The 7,836-nt window shown below is 59.6% G+C and carries 6 protein-coding genes; 2 read left to right on the top strand and 4 right to left on the bottom strand.

Going from position 1 to position 7,836, the window contains the following annotated elements; translation table 11 throughout:
• The 3 genes from EOA32_RS29835 to EOA32_RS29845 all read right to left on the bottom strand — a co-directional run.
• On the bottom strand, nucleotides 1–887 hold an 887-nt coding region (locus EOA32_RS29835), incomplete at its 3' end, for a CAP domain-containing protein (RefSeq protein WP_128373626.1).
• Between the two features lie 201 nt (nucleotides 888–1,088).
• Nucleotides 1,089–1,373 (bottom strand): acylphosphatase, encoded by a 285-nt coding sequence (locus EOA32_RS29840; protein ID WP_128373627.1) that lies wholly within the window; start codon nucleotides 1,371–1,373, stop codon nucleotides 1,089–1,091.
• A gap of 72 nt (nucleotides 1,374–1,445) precedes the next feature.
• Nucleotides 1,446–2,558, bottom strand: a complete 1,113-nt coding sequence (locus EOA32_RS29845) for a pyridoxal phosphate-dependent aminotransferase (RefSeq protein WP_128373628.1) — start codon at nucleotides 2,556–2,558, stop codon at nucleotides 1,446–1,448.
• Between the two features lie 142 nt (nucleotides 2,559–2,700).
• Between EOA32_RS29845 and EOA32_RS29850 the strand changes: the two genes are divergently transcribed.
• Nucleotides 2,701–4,371, top strand: coding sequence for a sulfotransferase (locus EOA32_RS29850; RefSeq protein WP_128373629.1), 1,671 nt, complete (start codon nucleotides 2,701–2,703; stop codon nucleotides 4,369–4,371).
• 258 nt (nucleotides 4,372–4,629) lie between these two features.
• Nucleotides 4,630–6,294 carry a sulfotransferase gene (locus tag EOA32_RS29855; protein WP_128373630.1) on the top strand — a complete coding sequence of 555 codons (1,665 nt, stop codon included), beginning with the start codon at nucleotides 4,630–4,632 and terminating at the stop codon, nucleotides 6,292–6,294.
• A 419-nt stretch (nucleotides 6,295–6,713) separates the two neighbouring features.
• On the opposite strand, the gene EOA32_RS29860 is transcribed toward EOA32_RS29855, so the two are convergent.
• Nucleotides 6,714–7,836 (bottom strand): porin (locus EOA32_RS29860; protein WP_145971385.1); only part of this gene is annotated, 1,123 nt, incomplete at its 5' end.

A 7,836-nucleotide genomic window follows, 5' to 3' on the forward strand; every position in this document is an offset into this window, starting at 1 on the left:
GAGTCGGTGAGACCAGGCGTGCCCCGGTCGCCAACAGGATGCTTGCCGAAGAAGTCGGCGAGCCAGTTTTTGGCGCCGTTGCCCGTGTTCGGTCCGCTGGTCGGCGCGGCCGGGGCGTGGCTTGAATCGGATCCTGAATCTTCTGCCGATGCCGTCGCCGCGAGCGTGCCCGATTTCATTGCCGGGTCGATCAGGTCGCGCTTGACGTTCTTGGTGCCGATTGTCGCCGTCTGCGTCGAAGTGGCGATATTGGCGCCCGAAAAAGTGACGTTATAGGTGCCGGGCTTCAGCGCTAGATCATAGCCGCCAGCGGCCGAGGTCGTGGTCTTAAAGGTCTGGCCGGCTGAGTTCCTGGCGGTCACAGTGATGGTGCCCAGCCCTTCGCCCGGATCGTAGAAACGGTCGCCGTCCTTGTCGTCGAAAGCGACGCCGGTGAGGAAGAGATCCGTGCCGCTCTTGGCGAAATCCTCCGTGACGAAGGCGCTGCTGCGGCCCTTGTAGTCGCCGACCTCGAAGGCGAGCCCAACTTCACGGAAGTTGGAATTGAGGATGTTGGCCCGATGCCCGGGAGAATTCATCAGATTGGTGTGGAGAAGCTTGACCTCGTCGACATAGCCGGTCGGCGCGCGGGTCGTTGCCCAGGCGATGTTCTCGCCCGTGGCCCATGAGCCGCTCAGCGTATAACCGGCATTCGTCATGCGCGTCGTCGGCGACGAACCCCCGGAGCCGGTGTGAGAGAATGTGTCGGTGGCCAGCATCCACTTGTCGTGGCCCTCGGCGGCTTCGCTGAGATCGTTGTCGAAGCCCAGGGGCTGGGCGCCGGCCTTGGCGCGCTCAGCATTGATGAGCTCGAGCAGATACTGCTCGTTGGCACTGTGCTGCGGCATCGGATATCCCCGTTGATACTGTTTGGTGAGCCCCCTGATCTCCGTCACCCGCCTTTCCGGCTATGGAGCAAATATGTTCATCATGCGGCGCTAAAGTAACAAATCGGAATATACGCACATATATCGTGTGCGTATCGCACCAGAAGCAATGTCGGAACGGTTTGCCGATCGGTGGATGGAAGCTGATTTCGGCGGACTTGACTAGGGGATGATCCTGAAGTCGATAGGTGCACTGTCGTCCGTGCGTTCTTCGACCTCGACCCTGATGACCGTCGCGCCCCTAGGCCCCCGCCACAGCCGATCGACCATCGAGTCGATCGCTGCGTCGGCGCCGGCGATGAGCGCCGTGACCGAACCGTCGTGCTCGTTTCGCACCCAGCCCGTCAGTCCGAGGCGCACGGCTTCGTCCCGCGCCCAAACCCGGTAGCTGACCCCTTGCACCTTGCCGGAGATGCGCGCCCGAACGGTTCTCTTCTGCTCGACCATGCTCGTCTCCGCCTTCGAAGCCTTACGGAATCCGGCTCGGCGCCGCGCAAACGCAACGGCTGTGGATCGCCGTTAGTTCCCCCGCGCCGTCGCCAGCGCGCCAGGCAATTCCTCGGCGAAGATGTCGAGCTCATGGTCGAGGCCGACGCTGACCCGGATGCAGCGGTCGAGCCGCGGCGCCATCGGCTTGCGGATGAAGACGTCGCGCGAGAGCAGCGCCTGCATCACCTTCAGCGCGAAGGCGCCGTCGCGGCCGCAGTCTATGGTGACGAAATTGGTCGCCGAGGGCAGCGGCTTCAGCCCGTTTTCCTCGGCGATGGCCGCAATGCGCCGGCGCCCCGCGGCCACGCGCGCCACCACCGAATTCAGATAGTCCTGATCGGCCAGCGCCTCGAGCCCGGCGATCTGCGCCATGCGGCTGACGCCGTAATGGTTGCGGATCTTTTCGAAGTCGCGGATCACTTCCCGTTCGGCCACCGCATAGCCGCAGCGGATGCCGGCAAGCCCGTACGCCTTGGAGAAGGTGCGCATGCGCACGACGTTCGGCCGCGCGACGTCGATCGGCGGCAGCGCCGATGCCGGTCCGAGCTCGCCATAGGCCTCGTCCAGCACCAGCATGGTGGTTTCCGGCAGCGCCTCGATGAAGCGGACGAGGTCCGGCGCCTCCCACCAGCTTCCCATCGGATTGTCCGGATTGGAGAGATAGACGAGCGGCGCTCTTTCCCTGGCGACAGCGGCAAGCAGTCCGTCGAGGTCCTCCTTGTCGTTGGCGTAGGGCACCGTCACCAGCCGGCCGCCGACGCCGGCGATGTGGAAGTTGAAGGTGGGATAGGCGCCAAGCGAGGTCACCACCGCGTCGCCCGGCGCGACATACATGCGCGCGACAAGGCCGAGCAGTCCGTCAATGCCTTCGCCGACCACCACGTTCTCGACGCCGACATTGTGATGCACGGCCGCCGCGACTTTGAGGTCGAAATTGTCGGGGTCGCAATACATCCACTGGTCGCGCGCAACGCTCTCCATGCGGGCAATCACGCGCGGCGAGGGGCCAAAGCTGCTTTCATTGGCGCCGATGCGGGCGCGGAAAGGCCGCCCGCGCTCGCGCTCCTGCGCCTCCGGCCCGACGAACGGCACCGTGGTGGGAAGCGCGCCGACGATCGGCGTAAGGGAAGGGCGACTAAGCATGGCGATGGCTCGGTTGAGAAAGGTGGCTTCTTGCTAGCGTGGCTGGTGCGTAGGTGCAAGTTGCGTAAGAGGCACTGGCGCGGTTGCGTTGCCGGTTGGACCAAGGCTGGATTCGCGCGCCTCGTTTTGGTAGCGAGACAGGATGAATAACCGATTGCCTCCCGGTTTGTCCAAACACGTCAAGAGCGGACTTGCGTCAAAGCAGAATGTAAAATTGCCAACACTCAGGCAGCCGAAGGCGAAGCTGTCTCGCGCGCAAGGCGATGACATGTTGCTGCGACGGGCGCTCGAACTGCAACAGGCGGACAGGTTACCCGAGGCCGAGGAACTGTGTCACCGTGTTTTGGCAAGGACGCCCGAGCACCCGATGGCGTTGTACATTTTGGGGACGCTGGGACTGGGCTTCGATGATAAGTTGTCCATCGAATACTTTGCTCGGGCGGTCAACCAGGCGCCGCTCAATGCATATTTCCACTTCAGTCTGGGCGATGCTTATCTGATGGTCGGCGAACACGCGCTTGCCATCAGATACCTGCAGCGCGCCTGTGACTTGAAGCCGGATTTCGTGGAGGCGCTTTGCACGCTTGGACGCGCTCACCTGGAGTTTGACCAGGCTGACTGTGCCATTTCTTCCTACGAGAAAGCTCTCAGACTCAATAGCGACTATCCTTATGTTCGAACGGGGCTTGCCAACACCTTGGCCAGTATTGGTCGCATGAATGAAGCCACAGTCCATCTCAAGGAAGCGATCGAACGCCGGCTCGATCTGCCAGCCGCATACAGCGCCTTTGCAGGCACACGCAGATTCACCGAAGAGCCGCCCGAACTCGGATCCATTCTGCGCGAACTCTCCAATTCGAATCTCGAGCCTGTCTCTGCGCAGCGGCTGCATCACGCCGCAGGAAAAATGCTGAACGACCTTCAGCGCTACTCACAAGCGATGGATCATTTCCAGAACGCAAAGAAGGCCGCAGACTACCAATTCGACCTTGAGTTCTACCGCCGCCGAGTCGATTCCATGATTGACTTTTTTCGCCTTGAGATGGTCGCGCCTAAGGTCAACTACGGGGATCCGTCCGACGTGCCTGTATTCGTACTCGGTATGCCCCGTTCAGGAACGAGCCTGACCGAGCAAATTTGCGCGAGCCATCCGGATGTGAATGGTGCCGGGGAGCTAACCAAGCTAATGCGGATGGCCAGTGCGATCGGCTTTACGCCGCAGTCCGCGGATGCTTTGCATCGATCTCTGGCTTTGATGACGATAGAGCAGTCGAGGATGTTGAGTCAGGAATATCTGTCTCACCTACGCAAAAAGGCTCCCACTGCGCTTCGCATTATCGACAAAAGGCCTCATAATTTTGAGCTTATTGGCCTCATCGCAGTTCTTCTTCCAAACGCCCGGATTATTCATTGCAGACGTGATGCAATCGATACTTGTTTGTCATGCTTCATTTCAAATCTCGATCGGGGACACAGCTACACCTCTGACCTTAAGACCATCGGTCTGTATTATCGTGAATACGATCGCCTCATGCGCCATTGGGAAGCAATTTTCCCAGGACGGATTTTTGAAAGCCGCTACGAAGATCTTGTTTCGGACCAGGAGGGGCACTCACGTCGTCTGATCGACTACCTTGGCTTGGCCTGGGATGAGGCCTGTCTTGGCTTCTTCAATAACGATAAATCGGTCAGAACTATCAGCCGTTGGCAAGTCCGCCAACCGATCTATAAATCGTCCGTCAAGCGCTGGAAGAATTATGGGGACAGGATTCAGCCTCTCATCGATGCCTTAGGTGACCTGGCAGAAGTTTAGCGCTATTCCCGGAGCGGGTTGACCGCTCGGCTGATTCACCGAGCGACATCGTTGGCGTCTGTCCAGTTGCGGCGGCGACGCTGGCGCGCATGGAGAGGCTCGCTGACAACTGTTTCTTGCGTAGTATGACGCGACGGTGGGGGTAAGTCTGCTGCTCACGCGAAAATGATCTGCTGCGCCTTGAAAAGTGGTGTTCCTCGTCGGTGAAATGATGCCTCTTCGCTGGATTCACAGGACTATTTTTGCTAGCCGGATGCGATGAATAATCGCCTGCCTCCGTCCTGGTCCAAACACATTAAGTCCGGCCGGGCGCTGAAGCACAAAATTCCCCATGCAGCACTCCCTAGGGCCAATGTGCTCTCTCGATCACAGGCCGATGACCTGCTGCTGAGGCGAGCCTACGAACATCAGCAGGCCAGGCGACTTGCCGAAGCTCAAGACGTATGCCTGCAGGTGCTGGCTCGAACGCCAAACCATCCGCTGGCCCTGTACATCATGGGCACCGTCTGTCTGGGTTACGATGATGAGGCGGCTTTGCGCTATTTCGCGCGTGCAGTCGGCGAGGAGCCTAGAAACCCCTACTACCATCTCAGCCTCGGCGAGGCCTATGGGAAGCTGAGTGAATTCTCAGCGGCCGTCAAACACATCCAATATGCCTTGGAAGTGCAGCCCGATCTGGTAGAGGCGCTTTGTGCCTTGGGGCGCGTCTACACACAGTTCGACAAACCTAATCTGGCTTTGCCGCTCTACGAAAAGGCGCTGAAGATCAACCGGGACCATCCCAAGGCGCGGATTGGAATAGCGGCCGCGCTCACTGGCCTTGGGCGCATGGATGAGGCCGCTTCCTATCTCAAGGAGGCGATCGAACGCCGCATCGAGGTGGCCGCCGCCTACTACGACCTTGTGCAGACCAGAAAATTCACTGAGGAGCCCGCCGAATTCCAGTCGATCCTTCGCGAGCTGAACAGTCCGGGACTTAAGCCGGAGGCTAAAGCGAGTCTCAACTACGCCGCCGGTAAGGTGGAGAACGACCTCAAGCGCTATGCGCAAGCCTTCGACCACTTCAGGAAGGCGAAGCAAGCGGAAGGTTACAAATTCGACATCGATCAGTATCGTCGTTTTATAGACCTGACGATTGAAACCTTCACGCCGGATTTCTTTGCGGCAAGGTCCGGTTACGGCAATTCTTCCGAAGCGCCTGTGTTCGTGGTGGGCATGCCGCGCTCGGGCACCACGCTTACCGAACAAATATGCGCCAGTCATCCCGAGGCTCACGGGGCGGGAGAGTTGAGTAAACTAAGGCGGGTGGCGAATGCAATCGGTCTGCAAGCCTCGGCCTCCGATATCAGCAAACCGATCACGACAATCACCGAAGGCTTGTCCAAGACGTTGGCCGATGAACACCTTTCCTATCTGCGCGAGCGCGCTCCGACGGCGCAGCGCATCATCGATAAGATGCCGCACAATTTCGAATTGATCGGCCTTCTCAGTCTTTTCTTTCCCAAGGCGCGCATCATTCACTGTCGCCGCGATGCTATCGACAACTGCGTATCGTGCTACGTCCTGCCGTTCAGCTCGACGCACGGCTACAATACGGACCTGCAGGCGCTAGGCCTCTACTATCGCGAGTACGACCGCTTGATGCGTCATTGGAACGAGGTGTTCCCAGGCCGCATCTTCGAGAATCGATATGAGACACTTGTGGAGGACCAAGAGGCGCAGTCTCGCCGACTCATCGATTATCTCGGACTGCCGTGGGATGATGACTGCTTGCGCTTCTTCGATAGGGAAGGGGCGGTTACCACCCCCAGCCGTTGGCAGGTTCGTCAGCCGATCTACAAATCCTCCGTGAGGCGCTGGAAGAATTTCGAAGCCGAGATCACCCCCCTGATTGAAGCCTTAGGTGACCTGGCCGAGGTTTGAATTCGATCGCCGGGCACAGCCGCTCCGGCGAGCCAGTTGCTCGATCCGGAGATTCTGACGGCTTGGAGTTGGGTCGAGGAAATGCGGCGACGCAAAGCCGGATCGGTTATGACCGTTCGCGCCGCCTTTGCCGGACCTTCGGCAGCAACTGCGGGCCGGACTGAATATCTCCGCACAAGTCGCGAGATTGGCAGCTTCGGCATCCCGTTCCATGCTGCGACCAGGAGCGGCTGTCCCCCGGGATTTTAGGAGCTCTCCACAGCCGCTACGCCGATATCGTGTCGAACGCCAAAGGCGGCTCGGACATTGCTGCAACACCCAAACTGCGCAGCGATTGGGGACCTCGACATGCACTTAAAACAGAAAAGACCCGGCGGTTGCCCGCCGGGTTTTCCTGTCTCCCCAGAAAATATCTGGTTCTAGAAGTCGCGCTGGAAACGGATGATACCGCCGACGCTGTTCTTTTTGGTGGCACCGGTCCAGTTGGAATTGTCCAGATCGCCGAACCTGCCATCGTGCAGGAAGTCAATTTCGGGCGTGACCGTGAGGCCGGGAACGACGGTGTAGGCAACGTTAGCTGCAATGCCGTAGTTCTTGAACTGATCGCCCGACACCTGGAGGTTGAAGGAGGCCTTGTCGCTGAACTTGTAAGTGCCGCCGGCCCAGAAGGCCCAATGGCCGCCCCATGGCTTGTAGAAGGAGCGAGCGAGCCCAACATCGCCAAGCTTGCCGTCGCTGCCGTAACCGAACATGCCGAACAGCGACAGTTCATTGGTCACGTTCACATCCAGGCGAACCTTGCCGGACACGTTTTCGTAGTTGCTGTCATAGGCAACCACACCGACGATGTCGCCCCAACCCTGCGTGTACTTCACGCCGCCGACGACATGCGGGACATAGCTGTCGATCGTGCCCTGACCATAACCATTATAGTTGGTCATGGAACCACCCGAACCTTCTTCGAGCGAGACCACTGCCGAGAAGCCGTTGCCAGCATCGAAGTAGTACTGGATTTCATTGGTCTGGAAACCACCGTAGGGGACCAGCGTGTCGTTGATGACGTTGCCGGCATAGCCGACGAAGGTGTCGAAGGCCGATTCGTCCAGACCGACGCGCAGGCCGCCGAGCTGGATCCAGGCGAAGTGCAGGTCGAAGGTCTTGTTGCCGGCGTCGTTATGCAGGTAGCTGCCTGAAACGGGGTCATATCCGCCCAGATCTGCGTTGCGGTTGCCGAAATTCATGCGCATTTCGGTGTAGGTCTTCAACGTGCCGAGCTCGGTTTCCTGGCCGGTCCAGGTCTTCAGCGTGAAGCGGGTGTTCTTCAGCCAGGTGCCCTGGTCCTTGCCGGTTACGACATCGCTTGTGCGGGCGCCGTCGAACGAGCCGAGGTCGCCACCAGCGGCGTCATAGCGGATATAGCCGCCGATGCGCAGGCAGGTTTCGGTGCCGGGAATGTAGAAGTAGCCGGCCCCGTACACGTCGCAGATCTTGACGTATTCAGCCGGTTCCGGCTCGGCGACGGTCACCGCGTCGGCGGCGCGA

Origin of the sequence: Mesorhizobium sp. M1A.F.Ca.ET.072.01.1.1, assembly GCF_004023325.1 — a bacterium.
Lineage (GTDB): Bacteria > Pseudomonadota > Alphaproteobacteria > Rhizobiales > Rhizobiaceae > Mesorhizobium.

Coding starts and splice junctions, on each gene's coding strand:
- EOA32_RS29840 (WP_128373627.1), bottom strand. CDS start 1,373: ATGGTCGAGCAGAAGAGAACCGTTCGGGCGCGCATCTCCGGCAAGGTG.
- EOA32_RS29845 (WP_128373628.1), bottom strand. CDS start 2,558: ATGCTTAGTCGCCCTTCCCTTACGCCGATCGTCGGCGCGCTTCCCACC.
- EOA32_RS29850 (WP_128373629.1), top strand. CDS start 2,701: ATGAATAACCGATTGCCTCCCGGTTTGTCCAAACACGTCAAGAGCGGA.
- EOA32_RS29855 (WP_128373630.1), top strand. CDS start 4,630: ATGAATAATCGCCTGCCTCCGTCCTGGTCCAAACACATTAAGTCCGGC.